The organism is Pseudomonas sp. NPDC089406, from assembly GCF_044900265.1.
Classification (GTDB): Bacteria; Pseudomonadota; Gammaproteobacteria; order Pseudomonadales; family Pseudomonadaceae; genus Aquipseudomonas; species Aquipseudomonas fakonensis.
Genome location: NZ_JBJDNC010000052.1, coordinates 1 through 24,019, shown reverse-complemented (window position 1 = coordinate 24,019; position 24,019 = coordinate 1). Strand labels below are relative to the sequence as shown.

Genomic DNA, 24,019 nt, shown 5'->3' with positions numbered 1-24,019 from the left:
AGCCATTGCGGCCGCTTCGCGCCCGATCGCGACACAAGGCCGCTCCTACACGGGCAGGCAGCAGCGTGAAGGTGCTCATCACCGCCCCGCCAGGGGTTGCGCCAGCAGCTGCATGCGCTGGGCAATGGCGACGGCTGGGGCGTCGGGGCGGATCTTGCTCCAGCGTTTGCCGGCCACATCGCCTGCAATCAGCTGCGTGGAATGCTGCTCGGGGCTGGGCAGAAACTGGCCCAGACGCCCCAGCACCAGGTCGACGCTGGCTTTGTCACCGGTCAAGAACAGCCAGTTGGGCCCGTCCACACCCTGCTTTTCAGCGAACGCCTTGAGCACCGCCGGGCTGTCGTTGAGCGGGTCGCTGCTCAACGACACGAAGGTTACCTGGGCCGCCAGTTCAGGCCCCATGGCTTCGCGCACCTCGCGCAGCTTGCGGGTGATCAATGGGCAGGCGTCGTTGCAATGGGTGAAGACCACGTTGAGCATCACCACCTTGTCCTTGAGCACATCGCTGTAAAAGCGCAGCGCCCGGCCGTTCTGGTCGGTGAGCACGGTGTCGGTGAACCAGGCCTGGGCATCGCGGGTGCCGCCACCGCTGGCGATTGCCGGCGGTGCGGGTTGCGCTGCGGGGGCATGGCCTTCGTGGGCCAAGGCTACCGAGGCGAAGATCCACAGGCACACGCCCAGTGCCACCCAGTCGAAACCGCGCATGCCGGTGCGCCGATGGCTCAGGCTGCTCATGGCTGCACCTGCTGGCCGGCAATGGCCGTGCTCTTGGCATGCACCCGGCGCGCGCCCAGGCGATTGACTTCGTTGACCAGCACGCTGGGGTCGGTAAAGCCGAAGTAGCGGGTCCAGTGGCCGCTGCGCCCGTCGCCCACCAGGATCAACGGCGGGTGCTCGCTGAGGTTGGCGCTGAAGCTGCCCAGCCCCTTGAGGGTTTCAGTGATGGCGTAGGGCGAGCCGGTCAGCCAGCTCCAGCCCGGCCCGTGCTGGAAGGTACGGGCGTAGCTGGCCAGGCGCTTGGCGTCATCGCGCTGCGGGTCGACGCTGATCGACACCAGGCGCACCTCCTCCCCCACCCGGCCGCCCAACTGCTGCTGGACCTTGCCCATGATCGACGACACCACCGGGCACACTGTGGTGCAGCTGGTGTAGATGAACCCCATCACCACCAGGTGGTCGCCCACCAGGTCCTTCTCCAGGCGCACCGGCATGCCGTTTTGGTCCAGCAGCGGCACGTCGGCAAAGCGCACGCTGGCTTTTTCCTGGCGCGTGGCCGTGGCTTGCTCAGGCTTGCCGCCGTGATCATGGCCACCATGGGCCAAGGCCAACTGGCTAGCCAGCAGCAGGCTCAGGGCAAGCAGTTTGCCGCAATCGACAGGCTTCATCGCACACTCCTGGGTTCCCCTTGGGAAGCGGTAGGCGCCGCCGCGGCCGGTAGCACGCGCAGGCTGGTGTAGTTCTCTTCGGCAAACTTGCGGCCCAGGCTTGGCGACTGCACGTGCAGGTACCAGGCACCGGCCTCGCCAAGCTCCAGCGGGGCCTGGTAGATGCCCTCGCCCACTTCGCTCAGCGGCTGGTTGCGCGGCAGCGAAGACGGCGCCAGGAAGTAGCGCAGGCTCAGGTCGCCCAGCCCCAGGCGCGGCTGGCCGTCCTCGCTGAGGATGCGCACCTGGGCCATGTACGGGCTGTGCAGCAGCAGCGGCTCGGCGGTGCCGATGAACTCGGCGTGCACGCCCTTGCGCCGGGCGCTTTGTGGCAACGCCGCCACCTCGGTACTGAAGCAGTGGATGATCTGCGGCTGGTTGAGCAAGAACGCCACATCGAAGGTGCCGGCCGCCGGCAGCTTGACCGTCGAGCCGTACACCCCCGGCGCCACCTCGCGCAGGCTGCGGTCGACCACGATCGCCGCGCGGGCCTGGTGGCCACGGTTGTTGTAGCCCGACATCGGCGCGTTCATGCCCTCGGCGTAGAAGTAGGTGGTGTTGTCCACCGGGTTGACCACGAACACCGAGTTGTCGTCACGCGACACGCTCACCGCCTGGGCCAGCGGCAGGTCACCGGCCTGGCGCGGCGCCGCGGGGCCGGCCTCGAAGCCCTGGACGATCGGCGTGCGGCCCTGGCCGAGGCTGGCCAGGTTGATCATGCTGACCTTGGGCGAGGCCAGGCCGCGCACGTAGGCGTAGCCCTTGGTGAAGGCCACCTGATAGGGCTCGGCAGCCACCGGGATGCGGTGGATCAGCTGGTCGCTGCTGGCATCGATCACCAGGGCCTGGTTCTCCAGGGTGTTGAGCACCAGGCCAAAGCGCCCGTCGCTGCCAAAGCGCAGCGGCCCCAGGCCCGGTTCGGCCTGTACCGTGTGGCGCAGCTGGTGGCGGCGCGCATCGAACACCCGCACCTTGCCTTCTTGCCCGTCGACCACATACACCGCCTGGGACAGCGCCGAATAGGCCACCGACAACGGCTGGCTGCCGGCCGGCAGGGTCTTCACCAGGCGCATCTCGGCGATATCGATGACGCTGAGGGTGCCGGCATCGCGGTTGCTGACAAAGGCAAAATGCGAGTCGGCGCTGAAGGCGATCTCGTGGTGCCCGGAGCCGGTGATGAACGACTTGAGCATGCTGCGGCTGGGCACATCGATCACCGTCACCCCGCCCTTGGCCGGGTCGCTGCTGTTGTTGCCCACCCACAACAGGCGCTGGTCGGGCTGCAGCGCTACCCGCAGCGGCTGCTCGCCTGCTGGCAGGGTGGCCACGCGGGTGAAGGTTTCGGTGTCGATCAGCGCCACCTGGTTGCGTTCGGGCATGGACACGAACACCTGGCGGTCATCGCTGCTGGCCACCCAGTCCATGGGCTGGCCCGGCAGCTCGATGCGCGCCAGGGTGCTGGTGACACCGCCCACCGACACCGTGGGGTCGATCACCGTCAGGCTGGCATCCTTGTTCAGCATCAGCAGGAAGTAGCTGTTGAGGTCGAGCAGCGGCCGCGCGCCGATGCTGCTTTTCAGAAACAACGCCACCCGCGCCTTGCAGCTGCTGTCGCGGTCGCCCAGCGGCGCCGACTGCGCCGGGTCCAGCCAGGCACCGGGGGCCATGCCCGACAGCGGCTGGCCGCTGTTCTGGTCGCTGACCTTGAAGCGGATGCTGGCAAAGTCGCCTTCGCGCAGCACGCCGTTGCCCAAGGGCTTGGCTTCGAATTCCACGGTCACGCCGTCGCGGTTCAGGCGGTGCCCGGTCTCGGGCTCGGCGGGCTCCTGCAGCAGCTCGCGGGCATCGCACCAGAGGTTTTCGTAGGCCACGCCCAGGCCGATCAAGGCCCAGCCCAGCAGCATGCCTATGTAGGCGGGGTGCAGTCGGCGTTTCATGGTCGCAGGCCCCCTGGTCGCAGCACGGGCAGGTGCGGGGCTGGGTGTTCGAGCGGGATGAGCATGCTGCACCTCCGGGGAGACTGGGGCTTCTGCTGTGGCAGTAGCAAGGGCTGTGCCACAGGGTAATTTTCTTGTTATTCAGTAAGTTGCGATATCAACCCGAGAAAGTTGGGGAGGATCCCCCAGAACCCTTCCCCGAAGCCGGGGCCGGGTGTGAAAACCCTGTAGGAGCGGCCTTGTGTCGCGAAAGGGCTGCGTAGCAGCCCCGGGATCTTGACCGCATGAAAGATTGCCGGGGCTGCTGCGCAGCCCTTTCGCGACACAAGGCCGCTCCTACAAGAGACCGCGTTAGTCACTGCCCCTGGGGTTGGCTCGGCGGGGTTTCCTGGGTCACCCGCAGCAGCCCCCACAGCCCCGAGGTGTTGCCGTAGGCGGCGTAGTCGCGGAACAGGTAGTCCCCCGGCACCGCGTTGGCACCACCGGCGCTGGGCAGCATGAAGCTGAAGTGCGCCGCCGGCAGCACGCTCTCCTGGGCGCCGATGTACATGGCCATGGGGTTGTAGCCAAAGCGCACCGAGCCGATGCCCGGCAGGCCCATGGGGTAGCCGCCGGCATCGCTCTTCTCGGCCTGGTAGCTGTGCAGCGGCCACAGGTGCCCGTCGAGCTGGTAGGTGATGCCGCGGCTACCGCCGCTGGGCATCAGCACGTGGTTGCGCACTGGCTGGCCGGGCTTGGCCCAGAGCACCGGGGTTTGCGGGTCACCGCCCACCAGGGCGTTGCTGTAGGCCATGTGGGCATTGGTTACGTCGGCAAAACCTGCGCCGTCGGCATGCCCGAACGGCGCATCCGGGGCCCGGGCAAAGCGCAGCCACAGCGGCTCGGTGCGGTAGTTCATGGCCATGTTGCCGTTGTCTTTCGGGTCCCCTGGCACGCCGTTGCCTTCGGTGGCGATGCCCTCCACCGGGCGCCCGTCAGCCCAGCGCATGTTCATCGAGCGCTGCCACACGGTGATGAAGTCGCGGTAGTCGGGCTGGCCGCTGACTTTCACCGTGGCCTGGGCGCGGGTGGCGCTGTCCTCGGTCCAGGTGGCGCTTTGCGGCAGCACGCTCATGGCGCCTACCAGGCCTTTTTGCGGCTGCTTGATGACATCTGCCGGGGTGAAGTTCAGGCCGCCGAACTCGATGGCGGTGCTGTCGATGTTGTCGACGGTGCGGCCCAGTTGCAGCACCGGCTTGCCTTCACGCTCCAGGTGGCCGGCGTAGTACTGGTACACCCGGGTTGGCCAGGCGCCGCTGTTGCCGACGCGCGGGGGCACGGTTTGCAGCGGGTTGAGCCCCACGTTCACGCCATCGGATTTGGTGATGTCGTAGGCCAGCAACTGCGCGTGCAGGCCCACGTGGCTGGAGGGGCGCATGAGGTTGTTGTTGAACGCGGTGGAGCCCTCGCTACCCATGCGATCACGCTTGACCACGTGCTGCATCACCGCCGTGCTGGGCAGGTCGGGCATCATCAGCGGCAGGCGGTTTTCCAGGGTGATGCTGATGCAGTCGCCGGCATTGGCGCGCAGCATCAGCGGCTCTACCGGCACCCCGGCCTTGAGCTTGCCGGTGCTGATGTCGAGGTCGGCCTTGCGCACGTACAGCACCGCAGTGGGGTCGTGCAGCGGCGAGCTGTGGCCGCCGACGCTGAACGGGGTACCGCCTTCTTCGTCGAGCACCGTGGCCAGCGGGATGCTCACCTTGCGGCTGTTGAACACCAGGGTGCCGCCGTTGGCCTTGAGCGCAGCGCCCACGTGCTGGCCGATACCGGCCGGGTCGTTGATGCTCACCCCGTGGTTGTTGGCGAGGATGTCGTTGGCCAGGGCAGCGACGATTTCATAGTTGCGCTTGACCGTGGGCCGGGTGCCGATGCCATTGGCATTGGCCGTGGTCTTGGGGCAGATGCCGTCGAAGTTCACGGTATTGCGCATGGCTACCGGCTGCGGGTTGTTGGGCAGCGGGAACAGGTCGGCGCGTTGCGCGGTGTAGTTGCGCATGATGCCCCAGATGCCGTTCCAGTAGCCTTCCAGCGCGGCGTCCAGCGAGTACAGGTAGTCGCCGTTGGTAGCGGCGGAGCTGGAGATCATCGACACCGGCGCCATGAAGCCGAGCTGTTCGGAAATACCGACCATCTGCGACGACTTCCAGCCAGAGTTGGAGCTGTTGCCGAAGCCCGAGCCGTTCTGCAGCCACTTGACCCCGTGCAGGGTGACGTTGTGCTCTTCTTCATGGCCGCCGGCATGCACCCGCAGGCGCACGTTGTCGCCGGAATAGGTGCGCAGCAGCGGGGTGAACGGGTCGCCCGGCTCGGTGCCCTTGTTGATGTGCGGCGGGAAGCGCGTGGTGCCGCCGGTGGGGCCCACTGCCTGGGTGATCGCCGAGGGCGCCAGGTTCATCGCCGGGATGGCGCGGTCGGTGCGGGTTTGCATGGCGTAGGCCAGATCGCCGCCCAGGCCGTCGGCCTGCATGCCGCGCTTGCCGTCCGGGCCGACCTTGTTCGGGTCGAACACGCGCAGGGCCAGGGGCTCGTTGCGGTAGTTGACGACGAACATGCCGGGGTCGTCGACTGAAATGGCCTGCGGGCAGGGCCGGCTCGGGCAGCCGGGGTTGAGCCCGCCGCGGGACTCGACCACCGACTCGAGCAGGTTGGAGGCCTTCTGGCGTACCGGTGGGTTGATGGCGTAGCGGAAACTGTCGGCAGTGGCCGGGTAGGACTGGGCGTTGGGCACCCCGTCCGGGCCTGCGCCAACGTATACGCCCGCCTCGTAGGCGTGCTGGAAGTCGCTGTACTCGAGGAAGAACTCGCGGTAGCTGTCGTTGCGCCCGTCACCGTTGTGGTCGCCGGTCTGGATCACCGCCTGCCACGAGGTCGGCCCGCCGTCCTGGCGCTGGGCCGGGTTGTACAGCTGCTCACCGGTTTCGGCGTGGTACCAGGTGGAGCCGGCGGGTTCGGCCAGCACGGTGGCATACAGGCCCAGTTGCTGGTGGGTCGAGGGGCCGAGGTGGTCGTGGGTGAAGATGGTGCCCAGGCCGCGATCGACGTTGTGCACGTTGACCAGCGGGTCGGCGAACCAGCGCTGCATGGCGGTACGCGCGCCAAGCCAGTCGGCGCGCCCGTAACGGCCGAAGAACGGGTGCTGGCGGGCTTGCGGGCAGGCTGCGGTGCCGTTGCGAGTGTCAGCCTCGCTGCACTGGTTGTAGGCGCGGATGGCGTGAATGCGCTCGACCACGCTGCCGGGAGAGAGAATGCCGTCTTCGTAGTTCCAGCCGTTGGCCGAGCCGTCGGCGGCGGTCAGGTCCCACTTGGGCAGGTGGATATGCTGGCCGATCACGTCGGTGGGGGTGCGCACCTGGTAGTCGTCCATCTCGTAGTACGAGGGGATCAGGTTGGTGTGCACGTACTGGGTGCAGTCGAAGGTGTTCATGCGCATCACCAGCGGCTCTGGCGGGCGCTGCTTGGTGATCACCGGCCACGCGTCCTCCCACAGGGCGAGGATGCGCGCCTGCGGGAAGTGGTAGCCGACCTTGTTGTACACCGCGTCGAACTGGATGTTGGCGCCCTTGTAGATGCGCGGGCGGTCGGCGGTGAAGGTGGAGGCGCCGCGGAAGTTGAGCCCGGTGAGGCTCTCACCGCTGAAGAACTCACCTACGCCCGAGCCTTGGGTGAGGCGCTTGCCGCGGTCGTCCATGCACGGCTCGTAGAAAGGCGCGCCGGCGGTAGGTAATGCACCGTTGGTACGGAACGCCTTGGCCACGGGGCTTGCGCCTGGCATCAGGGCGAAGCTTGGGTGTTCGGCCTTGGCGTGGTATTGCATGGCCGCCTGCTCGACCTCGGTGCCCTCCTCGGGCAGGTAGATGGGCTTGGCCTTGTGCACCACCTTGGAAAAGTCCAGCTTGGTGGTGGTGGTCACCGCCTCGCCACCGGCCGACACACCGTCCAGCGCATGGCGGCCGAGGCCGCCGTCCCAGCCGTCGACCTGGTTGGCGTCCAGGTTGGCCCACAGCGCCTTGCCGCTGTTTTTCAACTGGCGCGCCAGGGCCGGGTCGAGCATGTCCAGCGGCGGGGTTGGCGGGCGCTGGCCGACGCTGCTTTCCATGCCGCCGATCCAGAACGGGTAGCCGGGGTTCTTCAGGCTGCCGTCGGCGTTGCGGTTGCTTTCGCTGCGGTCGACCAAGGCCAGGGAGCCGACGGCGCGGGGGGCGGTGCTTTCAGCGGGGTGATCATCGCCCTCTTGCTGCGCCACCAGGGCCTCGCCGAGTTTCGGCACCACCGTGACCTTGCCCGGCATCGGCGCCATGGCCTTGCCGGGCAGCGGCACGATGGCCGGGATCGGCGTACCGGCGACGATCTCGCCGTCGGGCAGCGCCCGGGCGCCTGGGGCCGGCTTGCCGCTGCGCAGGGCGAACGGGGTGGCGTGAAAACCGTTCTCGCCCTCGCCGCTGACTGCCAGGCGCGTGCCGGGCTCGAACACATCGTGCACGCGCCACATGGCCCACATGCCCTGGGCGAAGTGCGGGTAGAAGTGGCAGTGGTAGATGGCATCGCCCGCCACGCGGTTGCGGTTGCCCGAACCGCCGTTGGCGATTTCGTAGGTGTAGCCCACCCCCGGGCCGATGCCCTGAGCGTCGATGTAGTCGGAGTTGTCGTCGTTGGGGTTGAACAGCCACTGGTGCCCGTGCAGGTGGAAGATGTGCTGCTCGTGGCCGTTGTGGGTGTTGCGAAACTTGGTGAAGTCGCCGATGTAGCTGTGGTGCACGTTGGCGGGCTCGGCCGGGTACAGGGCCATGCTGGCCTTGACTCCGGTGGCGCTGGCCGGCGGTACTTCGCCCGGGCGGATACGCTCAAGGCCGACGTTGGCCGGCACGTCCACCAGGGTGCCGATGTCGCCCACGGTGTGGGCGCTGAGGAAGAACTCCTCGTAGGCGCACGACAGGCAGTCGTGCATCGGCCCCACGCCCAGGCGGTTGGCCACCACTTCCGCGCCCATGCCGCCGGAGCCGTAGTTGATCATGAACGAATCGCGGGTCGGCTCCAGCACGTGCCCCATGACTGGGTCGGCCCAATAGCCGGGGAACGCCTGGGTGCCGGCCACTTCGTCGGCGAACTGCGAGGCAAAGTCGCGGAAGGCCTCCAGGCGGTTGGGCAGTGCCGGGTTGCGCTTGCCGAGGCTTTCCAGTGGGTAGGTGCTGGGCGGGAAGCTGCCGTCGGGGTTGGGGCCCATGACGATGGCGTCGGTTTCGCTGCTGATGATTTCCAGGCCGTCGAGCATGGCGATGATCGGCTTGCCGGCCTTGCCTTCGCTGAGCCAGGGCTCGCCTTGCGGGTAGCGGGCCTGGTAATCGATCACTGGCTGGCCGGTGGCGGTGCGGCCGGTGGTGGCCAGGCGCATGTCTTCTTCGGCCAGGGTGTTGCGGTAGCTGCGCCCGCCTTTGGGCAGCACGATCACCTGGCCGAACAGGCCGTTGGCGACGTTGCCGGCGTTACCCTCGCCGCCGAAGGTGGCGCCCAGGCTGGTGACGGCGAAGGCGCCTTCGCGCTCGGCGTACAGGGTGTAGCTGCGGGTGTTGCCGGGGGCCACCAGGAAGTTGCCGTTACGCCCGGTGTTGGCCGAGATGTCGGCGATGCTGTTGACCGCTTGCAGGCCGTTGACCTGAAAGCCGACATGGCGGTCGCTGACCTGCTCGTCGGCGATGAAGTGGCCGTCGCCCTCAACTTCGGGCAGCTCGTTGTCTTCGCCCTCCTCGCCCTCTTCGCCTTCGGGCTGCTCGGGGTGGATGCCGTGCTTGTTGGGGTTGGCCTGATAGGCGAGCAGGTTGGTGAGGGTGACGGTCAGGCATTCGCCGGCGGCCAGGCGCAGCACGATAGGCCGCGGGCGCTTGTCGGGGCGCAGGGTGACCTTGCCGGGCACCGCGGCGCCGCCGCGGGTAAGGGGTACGTTGCGCTCGTCGACCACGTCCTGGCGCAGGGCGTAGATCATGCCGTTGGCGTTCTGTGCACCGAGGCGGTTGAACATCAACGGCTGGTCGAGGGCGACCACGTTGGCAGTCAGGGTACGCTGGCATTGCGCGGCGGCTTCGGCTTCGCTTTCAAGGTTGCAGCCAAGCAAGGCCAGGATCAGTGAGGGGAACACGGGGCCTTTGCGCAGAGTGGTCGTCATCGGGCACCTCCAGGGGGCGCTTGGGACTCTGCGGTCTTGGCCAGCAAGTGCCGTGCCAGACATAAAACTGTTCTATTTCAATGGGTTAAATTTTATTGAGAATGAGATTGGGGGGAATTCCCCGGGGGTGGGGGTTGGGGTTCGTGGTAATTCAAGGTGTTGGCGAACACCTGCAAAATACCCCCACCACCGTCATCCAAGCGTCACGCAACTGTCGTAATCTGCGCCAAAATTCCGTGCCAAAGGTCCCCGGCATGCGCCGCCTGCTCCCTCTTCTACTCTGCCTGCTGCCAACCCTGGCCCCCGCAGAGCCCGCACAACTTCGCATCCAGGGCTCCAACACCATCGGTGCCGCCCTGGCCCCCGCACTGGTGCGCGGCCTGCTGCAATCCCAGGGCGCCACATCAATCGAGAGCGTGCCGGGCGCCGCAGCCAACGAAACCGTAGTCCGCGCCCGCAGCCGCAATAACCAGCCGGTACGCATCGACATCGCCGCCCACGGCTCCAGCACAGGCTTCAGTGCCCTGGCCAGCGGCGATGCCGACCTGGCAGCAGCCTCGCGGCCAATCAACGACCGCGAAGCCCAGCAGCTACAAGCGCTGGGGGACCTGCGCGGCGCTGGCGCCGAACAAGTGATCGGCCTGGACGGCGTGGCGGTGATCGTCCATCCGGATAACCCGCTGGGCCAGCTCACCACCGAGCAACTGGCACAGGTGTTCTCGGGCCAGGTGCGGCGCTGGGAGCAACTGGGCGTGCCTGGCGGCAGCATCCACCTGTATGCCCGGGACGACCGCTCGGGCACCTTCGAAACCTTCAAGGCCCTGGTGCTCGACCCGCAGCACCGCCAGTTGTTCAGCGAAACCCGGCGCTTCGAAGCGGCCGACGAACTGGCCGAACGGGTGCTGGGCGACCGCCAGGCCATTGGCTTCAGCGGCCTGGCCACGGTACACGGGGCCAAGGTACTGGCAGTGGCGGATGGCGATGCCCCCGCCCTGCCCCCCAGCCGCGCCCTGGTGGCCAGCGAGGACTACCCGCTGTCGCGGCGGCTGTTCTTCTACCTGCCCGCCCACGCCCGGCCCCAGGCCCGGGCCCTGGCCGAGTTCGCCCAGAGCCCGGCCGGGCAGGCGATCGTTGCCGAGCAGGGGTTCGTCTCGCAGCAGGTCAAGGCACTGCCGGTACCCGCCCAGGCCGACATGCCACCGCGCTACCGGGTACTGGCCGGCGAGGCCAACCGGCTGAGCGTCAACTTCCGCTTCCAGGAAGGCAGCGCCAGCCTCGACAACAAGGCCCTGCGCGATGTGCAGCGGGTCGGTGACTACCTGCGCCAGGCCGGCAAGCTGCAAGGCAAGGTGGTGCTGGTGGGTTTTGGCGACCCCAAGGAAACCCCGGGCCGCGCCGCCCTGCTGTCGCGGCTGCGGGCCATGGCCGTGCGCCGCGAGCTGGCGCGGGCGGGGGTCGAGGTCAAGGAAGTCACGGGGATGGGTGATGAGCTGCCGGTGGCGGGAAACGACCTGGAACAGGGTCGGCTGAAGAACCGCCGGGTGGAAGTGTGGGTGTATTGAAGGCGGCTGGACGTGCGAGCCCTGTAGGAGCGGCCTTGTGTCGCGATTGGGGCGCGTAGCGGCCCTGGGACCTTGAACTCCTGCAATATCGTCGGGGCTGCTGCGCAGCCCAATCGCGACACAAGGCCGCTCCTACAGGGACCGCATGACTTTCAGACTTTTACGGAGCCTGTAGACGCCGGTAATCAAATGTAACACCCCTTGCTGCCCTTCCCGACCAATCACTACTAGGCTCACCCCCATGTGATGCCGGGCCCCTCTGACGGTTAGCGCCGCCATGTCGGAATCACTGTTGCCATGCAACGTCGACAATCAAGGAGGGGCTCATGACAGCTCTGCACACATTCCTCTTCACCCCGTTCCTCGGTACCAGCACCTGGTTGTGGCTGGTGTTCATCACCCTCGTCATCGCCTTGCTGGTGCTCGACCTCGGCGTGCTGCACCGCCAGGACCGCGAAATCGAAATGCGCGAAAGCCTGTTGCTGTACGCCGGCTACTTCAGTGTCGGCGTACTGTTTGGCCTGTGGGTCTGGCACCAGCTTGGTGCGCAGTCGGCGCTGGAGTTCTACACGGGTTTTCTGGTCGAGCAGTCGCTGTCGATGGACAACGTGTTCGTCATGGCGATGATCTTCAGCTTCTTCGCCATCCCCCGCCGCTACCAGCACCGCGTGCTGTTCTGGGGCATCCTCGGAGTGGTGGTGTTGCGGGCGATCATGATCGGCGTGGGCGCAGCCCTGGTGCAGCACTTTGCCTGGGTGCTGTATATCTTCGGGGCATTTTTGCTGTTTACCGGCATCAAGATGGCGCTCTCGAAGGACGACAACCACGTCGATCTGGCCAACAACCCGGTACTGCGTTTCGTGCGCCGGCACATGCGGGTCACCGACCAACTGCACGGCCCGCACTTCTTCGTGCGCCTGACACCGCCCGGCGCCAGCCAGGCGGTGCGCTACGCCACCCCGCTGTTCCTGGCCCTGGTGCTGATCGAGCTGGCCGACCTGGTGTTCGCCGTGGACAGCGTGCCGGCGATCTTCGCCATCACCCAGGACCCGTTCATCGTCTACACCTCGAACATCTTCGCCATCCTCGGCCTGCGTTCGCTGTACTTCGCCCTGGCGGCGCTGATGCACCGCTTCGTCTACCTCAAGTACGCGCTGGCCATGGTACTGGTGTTCATCGGCTGCAAGATCTTCTGGCACGGACTGGTGGGCAAGGTGCCGCCGGAGCTGTCACTGGGGGTGACGTTCGGCCTGCTGGCCGGCGGTGTGGTGCTGTCGTTACTGCGCACCCGCGGGCAGGCAAAAGCAGACCTGTGAGCCGGCACGCCCCCTGTAGGAGCCGGCTTGCCGGCGATAGGGCCACCCGCCACGGCACAAGGCCATGAACCTGGTTTGCAGGCCCGGCCTCATCGCCGGCAAGCCGGCTCCTACAGATTCATATGTGATACCAACAATCAGGGCTGGAAGCCCTCGACGATGATCACCTCGGCCTTGGCCACCCCCTGGCGGTGCTTGCACGCCTCCTGATACAGGTCGGAGCGGTAGCACGCCACGGCCTGTTCGTACGAATCGAACTCGATCACCACGCTACGCTGTGGAGTGGGCCGCCCTTCCATGGCCTCGCTACGACCGCCGCGGGCCAGAAAACGCCCGCCAAAGGCGACGAACGCCGCCGGGGCGCGCTGGGTGTACTGCTGGTACTGCTCGGGGTCGGTGACGTCCACGTGGGCGATCCAGTAGGCCTTCATCGGTCGTACTCCTGCTTCAGGGATATTTGTGTATGATGGTATACCATAAAAACCACCCGACTACCGTGAGCGTGCAGCATGGCATTCAACAGCATCGAAGAACTCCTCGAGGACTACCGGCAAGGCAAGATGGTCCTGCTGGTGGATGACGAAGACCGCGAAAACGAAGGCGACCTGTTGATCGCCGCCGAACGCTGCGACGCCGCAGCCATCAACTTCATGGCCCGCGAGGCGCGCGGCCTGATCTGCCTGACCCTCACCGACGAGCACTGCCAGCGCCTGGGCCTGGAGCAGATGGTACCGAGCAACGGCAGCGTGTTCAGCACCGCCTTCACCGTGTCCATCGAAGCCGCCACGGGCGTCACCACCGGCATTTCCGCCGCCGACCGGGCGCGTACCGTGGCCGCTGCCATGGCCGCCGACGCCCGCCCCGAGCACCTGGTGCAGCCCGGCCACATCTTCCCCCTGCGCGCCCGTGAAGGCGGTGTGTTGACCCGCGCCGGGCACACCGAAGCCGGTTGCGACCTGGCCCGCCTGGCCGGCTTCAGCCCGGCCTCGGTGATCGTCGAGGTGCTCAACGACGACGGCACCATGGCCCGCCGCCCGGACCTCGAAGTATTCGCCGCCCAGCACGGCATCAAGATCGGCACCATCGCCGACCTGATCCACTACCGCCTGAGCACCGAGCAGACCATCAAGCGCATTGGCGAGCGCGAGCTGCCCACAGTGCACGGCACCTTCCGCCTGGTCACCTATGAAGACCGCATCGAAGGCGGCGTGCACATGGCCATGGTGATGGGCGACATCCGCCGCGAGCAGCCCACCCTGGTGCGGGTGCACGTGATCGACCCGCTGCGCGACCTGGTCGGCGCCGAATACGCCGGCCCCGCCAACTGGACCCTGTGGGCGGCGCTGCAGAAGGTAGCCGAGGAAGGCGCCGGGGTGGTGGTGATTCTGGCCAACCACGAGTCCTCGCAAGCGCTGCTGGAGCGGGTGCCGCAACTCACCCAGCCGGTACGCCCCTACCAGCGCGGCCAGTCGAAGGTGTATTCGGAAGTGGGTACCGGTGCGCAGATTCTGCAGGACCTGGGTGTGGGCAAGCTGCGCCACCTGGGCCCGCCGCTGAAATACGCAGGCCTTGCCGGGTATGAGCTGGAGGTGGTGCAGAGCATTCCGTTCGAACCCACCCTGCAAAGCTGACACGGCACCCTGTAGGAGCGGCCTTGTGCCGCGAAAGGGCCGCGAAGCGGCCCCAGGGTTTAAGCGTCGACACATGAATTGCCGGGGCCGCTGTGCGGCCCTTTCGCGACACAAGGCCGCTCCTACAGCAGTCGTGCCCGTTTCCGACTTAATAGGCAAGAGGACGGAGTGATGGCCGGTCGCCCACACCCCCTTGCGAAAAGTTTGGAATACCATAATATGATATCCCGTAGACCTTGAAATCTTGGGCCGAACCTACAATCACAAGACGGCCACGCGACACACATTGATAGCTGCTCCCCGAACACTGTTGGCGGGCGCACCAAAAGCCCCGCCTCGAATAACAAAAGCAACGAGGGCGTAACCATGCTGTTGAGCAAACGTGTAACCGCAGTGCTGTCCGCCAGCCTGCTGACCCTGGCTTGTCAGGCCACCCAGGCCGCTGACAGCCTGAACTTCGTCAGCTGGGGTGGCACCACCCAGGACGCGCAGAAAGACTCCTGGGCCGCGCCGTTCAGCAAAGAGACCGGCATCAAGGTCGTCCAGGACGGCCCCACCGACTACGGCAAACTCAAGGCCATGGTCGAAAGCGGCAACGTGCAGTGGGATGTGGTCGACGTCGAAGCCGACTTCGCCCTGCGCGCCGCCAGCGAAGGCCTGCTCGAACCCCTCGATTTCAGCCAGATCCAACGCGACAAGATCGACCCGCGCTTCGTCTCCGACCATGGCGTCGGCTCGTTCTTCTTCTCCTTCGTGCTCGGTTACAACGAAGGCAAGCTCGGTGCCAACAAGCCGGTCGACTGGACCGCGCTGTTCGACACCAAGACCTACCCCGGCAAACGCGCCCTGTACAAATGGCCCAGCCCCGGCGTGCTCGAACTGGCCCTGCTGGCCGACGGCGTAGCCCCCGACAAGCTCTACCCGCTGGACCTGGACCGCGCCTTCAAGAAACTCGACACCATCAAGAAGGACATCGTCTGGTGGGGCGGCGGCGCCCAGTCGCAGCAACTGCTGGCCTCCGGTGAAGCCTCGCTCGGGCAGTTCTGGAACGGCCGCGTGTACGCCCTGCAACAAGACGGCGCACCGGTGGGTGTGAGCTGGAAGCAGAACCTGGTCATGGCTGATTTCCTGGTCATCCCCAAAGGCGCCAAGAACAAGGACGCGGCCATGAAGTTCCTGGCCAAGGCCAGCGGCGCCCAGGGCCAGGCCGACTTCGCCAACGCCACCGCCTACGCCCCGGTCAACACCGACAGCGTCGCGCGCCTGGACAAGCAACTGGCCACCAACCTGCCAACCAACTACCCCAACGACCAGGTCACCCTCGACTTCGCCTACTGGGCGAAGAACGGCCAGGCCATCGCCGCCCGCTGGAATGAGTGGCTGGTCAAATGAAAGTCGCCATCAACGCCCTGCATAACGCGCAAGGAGCCCCTTCGGGGGCCGGCGCACCGGGGGCGGCGGACCGTCGCCCACCCTTGAGCCAACGCTGGAAAGGCAGCCGCAACCTGCTGCCGGCCCTGCTCTTTCTCGGCCTGTTCTTCTTCGCCCCGCTGGTCGGGCTGTTGCTGCGCGGGGTGCTCGAACCGGTACCGGGGCTGGGCAACTACGAGCAATTGTTCGCCAACTCGGCCTACGCCCGGGTGCTGTTCAACACCTTCTCGGTGGCCGGCCTTGTGACCCTGATCAGCGTGCTGCTGGGCTTCCCGCTGGCCTGGGCGATCACCCTGGTGCCCAAGGGCTGGGGCCGCTGGCTGCTGAACATCGTGCTGCTGTCGATGTGGACCAGCCTGCTGGCACGCACCTACTCATGGCTGGTGCTGCTGCAAAGCTCGGGGGTGATCAACAAGGCGTTGATGGCAATGGGCATCATCGATGCGCCCATCGAGATGGTGCACAACCTCACCGGCGTGGTGATCGGCATGAGCTACATCATGATCCCGTTCATCGTGCTGCCGCTGCAGGCGACCATGCACGCCATCGACCCGATGGTGCTGCAGGCCGGCTCGATCTGCGGCGCCAGCCCCTGGACCAACTTCTGGAAGGTGTTCCTGCCGCTGTGCCGCTCGGGGCTGTTCTCGGGCGCCTTGATGGTGTTCGTGATGTCGCTGGGTTACTACGTCACCCCGGCGCTGCTGGGCGGGGCGCAGAACATGATGCTGCCCGAATTCATCATCCAGCAGGTGCAGTCGTTCCTCAACTGGGGCCTGGCCAGCGCCGCCGCGGCACTGCTGGTGGTCATCACCCTGGTGCTCTTCTACCTGTACCTGAAGCTGCAGCCGGAATCCCCGGTCGGCAACGCGAGGTAAACCGCCATGCTTCTGTCCCCCAATGCCATGGGTCGCCCGCTACGCACCGGCCTGTACCTGACCACCGGGGTCATTGCGGCCTTCCTGCTGCTGCCGGTGGTGTTCATCGTTCTGCTGTCGTTCGGCTCCTCGCAGTGGCTGGTGTTCCCGCCACCGGGCTGGACCTTCAAGTGGTACGGCCAGTTCTTCTCCAACCCGGAGTGGATGGACGCAGCCCTGGCCAGCCTGAAGGTGGCCGTGCTGACCACCATCGCCGCCGTGCTGCTGGGCCTGCCCACCGCCTTCGCCCTGGTGCGTGGCCGCTTCCCGGGGCGCGAGATGCTCTACGGGCTGTTCACCATGCCGATGATCGTGCCGCTGGTGATCATCGCCGTGGCGGTGTACGCGCTGTTTCTCAAGCTGGGCTACACCGGCACGCTGTTCGCCTTCGTGGTCAGCCACGTGATCGTCGCCCTGCCCTTCACCATCATCTCGATCATCAACTCGCTGAAGCTGTTCGACCAGTCGATCGAGGATGCCGCGGTGATCTGCGGTGCCTCGCGCCTGCAGGCGATCTTCAAGGTGACCTTCCCGGCCATTCGCCCGGGGATGATCGCCGGCGGCCTGTTCGCGTTTCTGGTGTCGTGGGACGAGGTGGTGCTGAGCGTGATGATGGCCAGCCCCGACCTGCAAACCCTGCCGGTAAAAATGTGGACCACCCTGCGCCAGGACCTGAGCCCGGTGATTGCCGTGGCCTCGACCCTGCTGATCGGCCTGTCGCTGCTGGTCATGATTATTGCCGCCGCCCTGCGCCGGCGCACCGAAAACGCCTGAGCGCGGAGAAAACAACAATGAGTGCAGTGATCAAAGACAACGCGCAAAACAAGACCCTGGTCAGCCTGCGCGGCCTGAACAAGCACTACGGCGACTTCACCGCCGTGGACAACCTGGACCTCGAGATCCAGGACGGCGAATTCCTCACCTTCCTCGGCTCCAGCGGCTCGGGCAAGTCCACCACCCTGTCGATGCTGGCCGGTTTCGAAACCCCCAGCAGCGGTGAAATTCTGGTAGACGGCCAGTCGCTGGTGAACGTGCCGCCGCACAAGCGCGACATCGGCATGGTGTTCCAGCGCTACTCGCTGTTCCCGCACCTGAACGTGCGCGACAACATCGCCTTCCCCCTGGCCATCCGCAAGCTCAGCGCCAGCGAAACCACCAAGCGCGTGGACGCCATGCTCAAGCTGGTGCAGCTGGAAAAGTTCGCCCACCGCAAGCCCTCGCAGATGTCCGGCGGCCAGCAGCAGCGCGTGGCGATTGCCCGGGCGCTGGTGTACGAGCCGCGCATCCTGCTGATGGACGAACCCCTCGGCGCGCTGGACAAAAAGCTGCGTGAAGACCTGCAGGACGAGCTGCGCCAGCTGCACCGCCGGCTGGGCATCACCATCGTCTACGTGACCCACGACCAGGAAGAAGCCATGCGCCTGTCGCAGCGCATCGCGATTTTCAGCCACGGCAAGATCGTCGGCCTGGGCACCGGCTACGACCTCTACCAGAACCCGCCAAATGCCTTCGTCGCCTCGTTCCTGGGCAACTCGAACTTCTTGCGCATCAAGGCCAGCAGCAACGGTGCCGGCAGCTTCGAAGGCCAGCCGGTGGCCATTCGCCTGACCCCGGGCCTGGCCGCCGAGCAGGAGGCGCTGATCATGGTGCGCCCGGAAAAGGCCCTGGCGCTGACCGCCGAGCAAGCCGCCCGCGACACCCTGCCAGCGGGCTGGAACGAAGTCACCGCCACCGTTGGCGAGGTGTTGTTCCTCGGCGAAAGCCAGACCTGCCACGTGGTCACCCAAGGCGGTACCGAGCTGACGGTCAAGGCACTGTCGGCCGCCGGCATGCCGATGCAGCCGGGTGATCAGGTGAAAGTGCGCTGGGCGGTGGCCGATGCCTGCATCTACACCGAGTGGGCCGAAAGCGATTTGAGCAAGGCGGCCGGGGCGCACTGACAAAACCTTGCAGGAGCCTGCTATTGCGATGTCGCCTGATCGGGCGCTATCGCCGGCAAGCCGGCTCCTACAGGGATCGCATCAGCTTCAGGCCGGCGCCCTACCTGTAGGAGCCGGCTTGCCGGCGATGAGGCCGGTACAGGCAGCGCAACACAGTTGCCCCCAAACAGGTGCCTGGCCCTACCCCTTACGCTGCATCCACGCCGCCCCCAGCCCGCTCAGGCAGATGATCGCAATACCCACCAGGCTCACCCCATCCGGCACCTGGCCGAACACCACCAACCCGAGCAACCCGGCAAACACGATCTGGCAGTAGCTGAACGGCGCCAGCAGCGCTGGCGCGGCATGCCGGAAGGCCTGGGTCAGCAGCAGGTGCGCGGTCATCCCGCAGCCCCCCAGCCCCAGCATCAACAGCACATGCGGCCATTGCGGCACCTGCCAGAAGAACGGCACCAGCGCGGTCATCACCAGGGTGTTGCACAGGCCTGCGTAGAAGTTGCTGGTGGTCGGGCTGTCGTGGGCCGCCAGCTTGCGCGTCAGCAGCTGGTAGAAGCAAAAGCCCATGGCCGAGCCGAACGGGAACAGAATGGCCGGAGTGAACATCGCCCCGCCCGGGTGCACCACCACCAGCACACCGATAAAGCCCAGCACCACCGCCACCCACTGGCCCAACGTGACGTGCTCCTTGAGCAGCGGCACCGACAGTGCGGTCACCAGCACCGGGGCCAGGAAGTTGACCGAGGTCGCCTCGGCCAAGGGCAGGTATTGCAGGCCGGCGGTAAACAGCAGGCTGGTGCTGAGCAGGCTCAGGGCGCGCAAGGTCTGCAACACCGGGCGCCGGGTACGCAGTACCGCCAGGCCCGCCTTGGGCAGGAAGATGCCGGCCATCAGCAGCGTGTGCACCACGTAGCGGGCCCACACCACCATGATGATCGGGTAGATGCCGCCCAGGTACTTCGACAAGCCGTCGTGGCTGGCGAACAGGAAGGTGGCCACCACCACCAGGACGATACCGCGCAGCGGCTGGTTGACTCCGGACAGCGGGGTACTGGAACTCATGGGGCCCTCGGGCGATGGCCCCGGCATGGCGCCCGGGCATGGGCGGATTCTAGAAGAGATCGGACGACCTGAACATCAGGCGCACCCACTGCGTTGCACCACCCGGTACATTTTGTTCGCTGATCGACCACTTTCCCCTGCGCCGGGCAGCCAGCCAGCGGCCGATAGCCGATGATGTGCGCCCACCTTTCGACCCGTACAAGGAGTACCCATGCACAGGCTCACCAACCGCCACGGCCTCGACCTGCCCGCCATCGGCCTGGGCACCTGGCCAATGACCGGCGCCGACTGCACCCGCGCCGTGCACCAGGCGCTGGAGCTGGGTTACCGGCACATCGACACCGCCACCGCCTATGCCAACGAAGCCGCTGTCGGCCAGGCCCTGCGCGACAGCAGCGTGCCGCGCGAAGCCATCCACCTGACCACCAAGGTGTGGTGGGACCGCCTTGAGCCCCAGGCCATGCGCCAGTCGCTGGAAGACAGCCTGCGCGCCCTGGGCACCGAGCAGGTCGACCTGTTCCACATCCACTGGCCGGCCCGCGACTGGGACCTGGCCCGCAGCATCGAGACCCTGGTGCAATTGCGCGACGAGGGCAAGGCGCGCTGCATCGGCGTTGCCAACTTCCCGCTGGGCTTGCTGCGCCAGGTGGTGGAACAACTGGGCGCGCCGTTGGCGGCGATTCAGGTGGAGTACCACGCACTACTGGACCAAAGCCCGTTGCTGGCGTTCGCCCGCCAGCACGACCTGGCCTTCACCGCCTACACGCCTTTGGCCCGCGGCGAAGTGGCCGAACAGCCGGCAGTGCGCGCAATTGCCGAAAAACACGGTGTATTGCCTACCCAGGTGGCGCTGGCCTGGTTGCTGCAGCAGCCCGGCGTGGCGGTGATCCCCAAGGCCAGCAGCCGCGCCAACCAGTTGGCCAACCTGGCGGCGCTGGAGCTGCGCCTGGATGAACAGGACCGCGCGGCCATGGCCGCATTGCCGAAGAACCGGCGCGTGGTAAGCCCCGAGTTCGCGCCGGACTGGCAAGCCTGAGGCCGAATACGCCCCTCACCGGCGATGGGCCTGACTGAAACCGCCCCCACAGGGATTGCATGGGCTTAAGGCCAGCGCTGTACCTGTAGGAGCCGGCTTGCCGGCGATGGCGTCCGGCCAGGCAATATCTGTTCGCAGGGGTGGCCTCATCGCCGGCAAGCCGGCTCCTACAGTTCCGGTGCAAGGTGATGGCACCCTGCGCCAGCATTCCAGCCCCTCTACTACGCCCGCGACAGCCGAATTTTCCTGCGTATAATCGCGCCTTTTTCTGACGCTGATAGACGCCCCATGAAAAGACTGCTGTACGCCGCCACCCTGTTCCTCAGCCTGCTGCCCCCCGCCTTCGCCACCCCGCCTGCGACCTTCACCGAAGCCAAGGTTGTCGCCAAGCAGAAGATCTACCTCGACCAGGCCAGCAGCGCCCAGGGCGACCTGTACTGCGGTTGCAAATGGACCTGGGTGGGCAAGTCCGGCGGGCGCATCGACCCCGGTTCCTGCGGCCTGGAGGCGCGCAAGCAGCAGACCCGCGCCGACCGCACCGAGTGGGAACACATCGTCCCGGCCTGGACCTTCGGCCACCAGCGCCAGTGCTGGCAGAACGGCGGCCGCGAGGCCTGCGTCGACAAGGACCCGGTGTTCCGCGCCATGGAAGCCGACCTGTTCAACCTCTACCCCGCCGTGGGCGAGGTGAATGGTGACCGCAGCAACTTCAACTACGCCATGGTCAGCGGCGTCGCCCCGCAATACGGCCAGTGCCCGACCAAAGTCGATTTCGTGCAGAAATCCGCCGAGCCCCGCGATGCAGTCAAGGGCCTGGTGGCACGCACCACCTTCTATATGTACGACCGCTACCAGTTGAGCATGTCGCGCCAGCAGCAACAGCTGTTGATGGCCTGGAACAAGCAGTACCCGGTCAGCGCCTGGGAGCAGGAGCGCGACCGCCGCATCGCTGCGGTCATGGGCCACCACAACCCGTTCGTCACCGGCGAGCGCAGCTGGACCCCAGGTTACAAACCGGCCGGCAGCACCATTGCCAGCAACAGCGCAGCCAGCAAGCCCGCACCCACCGCCAGCACCTCCCACGGCGCGGTGCTGGGCAACCGCAACAGCCAGGTCTACCACCTGGCCAGCGGCTGCCCGGGCTATACCCAGGTGTCGCCGAAAAACCAGGTCGCCTTCACCTCTGAGGCTGAGGCGCAGGCAGCGGGTTATCGCAAGGCCGGCAACTGCAAGTAACTGCCTGACGGCCTGGATGAACGAATCTTCATCTTGGCCGCAACGCCCTGATACCGGGCCCCAAGGCGCCCTCGCCGGCGGCGCCCGGGCGCTGCAGCTTGAGCCATGGCCGGGGCTTGCGTAGCATCCCCGGCCCTTGCCAGCTTCGTGGGAGCGGGCTTGCCCCACGATTGCGCCTTCAAGCGTCAACCCGCAGCCTGGCCGGCGTCGGGTCGTGGGGTGGGCCCGCTGCCACACCTAACCCCGCCGAGCCGCCGATGCCCCAACCCATCCCCCTCAAGGACCACGAAACAGAAAAGAGCCTGGTCAACCGCCGGCTGCTGGCCTGCGCCGTGCTGGTGCTGAGCCTGGTGGCGGTGCTGATCGGTCGGCTGTACGTGCTGCAGGTGCTGCAGCATGACCAGCAGAGCGCGGTATCGGAAAACAACCGCGTGCACGTGCTGCCCATCCCCCCCGAGCGCGGGCTGATCTACGACCGCAACGGCGTGGTGCTGGCCGACAACAAGCCCAGCTTCAACCTGACCATGACCCGCGAACGTGCCGGCGACTCGGCCAAGGTGCTGGACAGCCTGGCGCAGATCCTCAGCCTGCCCGAAGACGATCGCCACCAGTTCGACAAGGACCTGCGCCGCGGCCGCAAGCCGTTCGAGCCGGTCACCTTGATGGTCGGTCTGAGCGAGGAGCAGATCGCCCTGATTGCGGTGAACCAGTTCCGCCTGCCGGGGTTGGAAGTAGAGCCGCAGTTCATTCGCGAATACCCCCTGGCCGAGCACTTCGCCCATTCGGTGGGTTACGTGGGGCGCATCAACGAGAAGGAAGCCAAGGCCCTCGACAGCACCGAATACCGTGGCACCCAGTCGATCGGCAAGACCGGCATCGAGCGTTTTTACGAAGACCAGCTGCACGGCCATGTGGGTTACGAAGAGGTCGAGACCAACGCCCAGGGCCGGGTGATGCGTGTGCTGCGCCACCACGACCCGGTGCCGGGCAAGGATATCGTGCTGAGCCTGGATGCCCACCTGCAGCAGGCCGCCGAAAAAGCCCTGGGTGACCGGCGCGGCGCCGTGGTGGTGCTGGACCCGGCCAACGGCGATGTACTGGCGATGGTCAGTAACCCCAGCTTCGACCCCAACCTGTTCGTCAAGGGCATCAGCTTCAAGCAATACGCGGCGCTACGCGACTCCATCGACCGGCCGCTATTCAACCGCGTGCTGCGCGGTCTGTACGCACCGGGCTCGACGGTCAAGCCCGAGGTAGCCATCGCCGGCCTGGACAGTGGCGTGATCACCCCTGCCAACCGGGTGTTCGACCCTGGCTACTACGAGTTGCCCAACTACGACCACAAGTACCGCAACTGGAACCGTTCGGGTGATGGCTGGGTGGACATGTACACCGCCATCATGCGTTCCAACGACACCTACTTCTACGACCTGGCGCACAAGCTGGGCATTGACCGCCTGCACGACTACATGAGCGAGTTCGGTTTGGGGCAGAAGGTGTCGCTGGACATGTTCGAGGAGGCCGCCGGCCTGATGCCGTCGCAGGCCTGGAAACGCGCCACCCGCCGCCAGGCGTGGTTCCCGGGCGAGACGCTGATCCTTGGTATTGGCCAAGGCTACATGCAGGTGACCCCGCTGCAACTGGCCCAGGCCACCAGCCTGCTGGCGAGCAAGGGCGCCTGGCACCGCCCGCACCTGGCGATGACCATCGGTGGCGACAAGCCCGTGGACCCGAACCCGATGCCGGACATCGTGCTGCATGACAAGCGTGCCTGGGACCAGGTCAGCCAGGGCATGCAGATGGTCATGCACGACCCGCGCGGCATTGCCCGGGCTTCGGCGGCCGGGGCCCAGTACCGCATTGCCGGCAAGAGCGGTACGGCGCAGGTGGTGGCGATCAAGCAGGGTGAGCGTTATGACCGCAACAAGACCCTTGAGCGCCACCGTGACAACGCGTTGTTCGTCGGCTTTGCGCCGGCTGACCATCCGGCGCTGGTGGTGGCGGTGATGATCGAGAACGGCGAGGCCGGGGGGCGGGTTGCGGGGCCTGTGGTTCGGGAGGTGATGGATGCTTACCTGCTGGATGAGCAGGGGCATTTGAAGGCGCAATATGCTGGGAATTTGGGGGGGGCGGCTGCGCCGCATGGCTGATTTGGGTTCGGGTTCGGGTTCGGGTTCGGGTTCGGGTTCGGGGTTTATAGTGATTGCTTTGAGAGATGTATGCGCATTCATTGACGATTAGCGCTTTTCGTCACCTTTCCGCCCTTACGGCGGGTTACTTTGGTCGCGGCCAAAGTAACCAAAGCCGCCCTGCTCCCATCATCCGGCCCCCTAC

At 66.3% G+C, this 24,019-nt stretch carries 16 protein-coding genes; 10 read left to right on the top strand and 6 right to left on the bottom strand.

Going from position 1 to position 24,019, the window contains the following annotated elements:
* Window positions 1-78: 78 nt before the first annotated feature.
* From ACI2KK_RS25615 to mnxG, 4 genes are all read right to left on the bottom strand, one after another.
* Complete coding sequence (locus ACI2KK_RS25615) at window positions 79-735, bottom strand: SCO family protein (protein ID WP_404671154.1); 657 nt, start codon at window positions 733-735, stop codon at window positions 79-81.
* On the bottom strand, window positions 732-1,385 hold the full coding sequence (locus tag ACI2KK_RS25610; protein WP_404671153.1) for an SCO family protein: 654 nt from the start codon (window positions 1,383-1,385) through the stop codon (window positions 732-734). The genes ACI2KK_RS25615 and ACI2KK_RS25610 overlap by 4 nt, the downstream gene beginning before the upstream one ends.
* A complete protein-coding gene (locus ACI2KK_RS25605; RefSeq protein ID WP_404671152.1) occupies window positions 1,382-3,361 on the bottom strand; it encodes a cytochrome D1 domain-containing protein in 1,980 nt (659 codons plus the stop codon). Before ACI2KK_RS25605 ends, ACI2KK_RS25610 begins: the two co-directional genes overlap by 4 nt.
* A gap of 355 nt (window positions 3,362-3,716) precedes the next feature.
* The gene (gene mnxG / locus ACI2KK_RS25600) at window positions 3,717-9,560 is read right to left on the bottom strand and encodes a manganese-oxidizing multicopper oxidase MnxG (RefSeq protein WP_404671151.1); all 5,844 of its coding nucleotides are present in this window, start codon (window positions 9,558-9,560) and stop codon (window positions 3,717-3,719) included.
* A gap of 254 nt (window positions 9,561-9,814) precedes the next feature.
* Here mnxG and ACI2KK_RS25595 point away from each other — a divergent pair, with 254 nt between their 5' ends.
* Window positions 9,815-11,122: a substrate-binding domain-containing protein gene (locus ACI2KK_RS25595; protein ID WP_404671150.1), complete on the top strand. Its 1,308-nt coding sequence runs from the start codon at window positions 9,815-9,817 to the stop codon at window positions 11,120-11,122.
* A gap of 326 nt (window positions 11,123-11,448) precedes the next feature.
* Window positions 11,449-12,438 (top strand): TerC family protein, encoded by a 990-nt coding sequence (locus ACI2KK_RS25590; protein WP_404671149.1) that lies wholly within the window; start codon window positions 11,449-11,451, stop codon window positions 12,436-12,438.
* Window positions 12,439-12,575: 137 nt separating this feature from the next.
* On the opposite strand, the gene ACI2KK_RS25585 is transcribed toward ACI2KK_RS25590, so the two are convergent.
* On the bottom strand, window positions 12,576-12,869 hold the full coding sequence (locus ACI2KK_RS25585; protein WP_217843167.1) for a DUF1330 domain-containing protein: 294 nt from the start codon (window positions 12,867-12,869) through the stop codon (window positions 12,576-12,578).
* Between the two features lie 78 nt (window positions 12,870-12,947).
* Between ACI2KK_RS25585 and ribBA the strand changes: the two genes are divergently transcribed.
* The 5 genes from ribBA to ACI2KK_RS25560 all read left to right on the top strand — a co-directional run bounded on the left by ribBA (window position 12,948) and on the right by ACI2KK_RS25560 (window position 18,354).
* The gene (gene ribBA / locus ACI2KK_RS25580; RefSeq protein WP_217843166.1) at window positions 12,948-14,069 is read left to right on the top strand and encodes a bifunctional 3,4-dihydroxy-2-butanone-4-phosphate synthase/GTP cyclohydrolase II; all 1,122 of its coding nucleotides are present in this window, start codon (window positions 12,948-12,950) and stop codon (window positions 14,067-14,069) included.
* Window positions 14,070-14,435: 366 nt separating this feature from the next.
* Entirely contained in the window at window positions 14,436-15,461 is a 1,026-nt protein-coding gene (locus tag ACI2KK_RS25575; protein WP_404671148.1) for an ABC transporter substrate-binding protein, read from the top strand.
* The gene (locus ACI2KK_RS25570) at window positions 15,458-16,375 is read left to right on the top strand and encodes an ABC transporter permease (protein ID WP_217843164.1); all 918 of its coding nucleotides are present in this window, start codon (window positions 15,458-15,460) and stop codon (window positions 16,373-16,375) included. The genes ACI2KK_RS25575 and ACI2KK_RS25570 overlap by 4 nt, the downstream gene beginning before the upstream one ends.
* Before the next feature lie 6 nt (window positions 16,376-16,381).
* A complete protein-coding gene (locus tag ACI2KK_RS25565; protein WP_217843163.1) occupies window positions 16,382-17,188 on the top strand; it encodes an ABC transporter permease in 807 nt (268 codons plus the stop codon).
* Window positions 17,189-17,205: 17 nt separating this feature from the next.
* Entirely contained in the window at window positions 17,206-18,354 is a 1,149-nt protein-coding gene (locus tag ACI2KK_RS25560) for an ABC transporter ATP-binding protein (RefSeq protein WP_217885439.1), read from the top strand.
* A gap of 180 nt (window positions 18,355-18,534) precedes the next feature.
* Here ACI2KK_RS25560 and ACI2KK_RS25555 read toward each other — a convergent pair whose 3' ends face one another.
* Window positions 18,535-19,413 carry a DMT family transporter gene (locus ACI2KK_RS25555; protein WP_404671147.1) on the bottom strand — a complete coding sequence of 293 codons (879 nt, stop codon included), beginning with the start codon at window positions 19,411-19,413 and terminating at the stop codon, window positions 18,535-18,537.
* 211 nt (window positions 19,414-19,624) lie between these two features.
* Between ACI2KK_RS25555 and ACI2KK_RS25550 the strand changes: the two genes are divergently transcribed.
* The 3 genes from ACI2KK_RS25550 to mrdA all read left to right on the top strand — a co-directional run bounded on the left by ACI2KK_RS25550 (window position 19,625) and on the right by mrdA (window position 23,835).
* The gene (locus ACI2KK_RS25550) at window positions 19,625-20,449 is read left to right on the top strand and encodes an aldo/keto reductase (protein WP_404671146.1); all 825 of its coding nucleotides are present in this window, start codon (window positions 19,625-19,627) and stop codon (window positions 20,447-20,449) included.
* Window positions 20,450-20,737: 288 nt separating this feature from the next.
* A complete protein-coding gene (locus tag ACI2KK_RS25545) occupies window positions 20,738-21,685 on the top strand; it encodes an endonuclease (protein ID WP_404671145.1) in 948 nt (315 codons plus the stop codon).
* A 257-nt stretch (window positions 21,686-21,942) separates the two neighbouring features.
* Window positions 21,943-23,835: a penicillin-binding protein 2 gene (gene mrdA, locus ACI2KK_RS25540; RefSeq protein WP_217843158.1), complete on the top strand. Its 1,893-nt coding sequence runs from the start codon at window positions 21,943-21,945 to the stop codon at window positions 23,833-23,835.
* Window positions 23,836-24,019: the final 184 nt, after the last annotated feature.